Origin of the sequence: Sporosarcina sp. YIM B06819 (genome assembly GCF_033485175.1) — a bacterium.
GTDB lineage: Bacteria > Bacillota > Bacilli > Bacillales_A > Planococcaceae > Sporosarcina.
The window spans coordinates 1-1,048 of record NZ_JAWLIQ010000066.1; the positions used below are offsets into that span (position 1 = coordinate 1).

3 protein-coding genes are annotated in these 1,048 nt (G+C 38.9%); all 3 read right to left on the reverse strand.

The window, feature by feature from the left end; genetic code table 11:
* Positions 1-67 precede the first annotated feature (67 nt).
* Complete coding sequence (gene arsD / locus R2B72_RS18530; RefSeq protein WP_318618371.1) at positions 68-427, reverse strand: arsenite efflux transporter metallochaperone ArsD; 360 nt, start codon at positions 425-427, stop codon at positions 68-70.
* 89 nt (positions 428-516) lie between these two features.
* Positions 517-936, reverse strand: coding sequence for an arsenate reductase (thioredoxin) (arsC, locus tag R2B72_RS18535; RefSeq protein WP_318618372.1), 420 nt, complete (start codon positions 934-936; stop codon positions 517-519).
* 25 nt (positions 937-961) lie between these two features.
* On the reverse strand, positions 962-1,048 hold an 87-nt coding region (locus R2B72_RS18540; protein WP_318614681.1), incomplete at its 5' end, for an ArsB/NhaD family transporter.

The window sequence follows — 1,048 nt, forward strand, 5'->3', positions numbered from 1 at the left end:
TAAAAAATAAAAATGGAGTGAGTGCAATTTGGTTAGGATTGAATAATGGATACACGGCTATTCCCCCTTATTTATCAAACTTAACTGAAACACGTACACGCGGTTTTTCCTGAAGTTCAGCAGTTTTTACATCAAGCCACTCTGCCAACTCTTCGTTCGTCGGATAGGCACCGACTTTCACAACCTCATTATTCACAAGTATCAAAGGAAGGGCATCTGGGCCTTTTTCAAGAAGTACCTTATTGACTACTTCATTGTCTACAAATGCACCCGGATCATTCCCAAGATTATAGCGTGTAATATCAAATTTCTTTTGTTCTAGTGAATAAACAGCCGATGCGATACGCGTTAATTCTGGATCGACACTTGGTCCGCAGACGCCAGTTGAACAACACATTGCAGGATCAAATATTTCAACCTTTCTCATTGATAAACACCTCCTTTATCATCGTATAATTATACCCTTATATGTATATTATAAGGAAAGCCGTGATGTGAATCCACGGCCTATTTTACTTATTCACCGGTTGTAGCGAAACGTTCAATCCTTGCACCTATTTCATCGCGTACACGCCGGAAGAATGCCCATTTTTCTTCATCTGTTCCTTCTGCCTTAGCAGGATCATCAAAGCCCCAATGTTCACGTTTGATATGAGGTGGTGTTATCGGACACTTGTCAGCAGCATCTCCACAAAGCGTAACGATAAAATCTGCGTTATTTAAGATTTGCGAATCGATAATATCCGAAGTTTGATTTGAAATATCAACCCCAGCCTCATTCATAGCTTTAACGGCATTTGGATTTACTCCATGCGCTTCAATTCCTGCACTAAGAACTTGCCATTCATCACCAAGATATTTTTTGCCCCATCCTTCAGCCATTTGGCTACGGCATGAGTTACCCGTACATAAGAAATAAAGTGTTTTTTTCGACATAATAAAAATTCCCCTTTTTTGTGTTTTATTGGATGAATGACAACCATAAATACAGTCCAATTAATGTAATGAATAACGTTGGGACTGTTAAGAGTATCCCGATTTTAAAATA

Bases quoted from the DNA above. Each gene is read 5' to 3' on its own strand.
- arsD (WP_318618371.1), bottom strand. From the start codon at position 427: ATGAGAAAGGTTGAAATATTTGATCCTGCAATGTGTTGTTCAACTGGC.
- arsC (WP_318618372.1), bottom strand. From the start codon at position 936: ATGTCGAAAAAAACACTTTATTTCTTATGTACGGGTAACTCATGCCGT.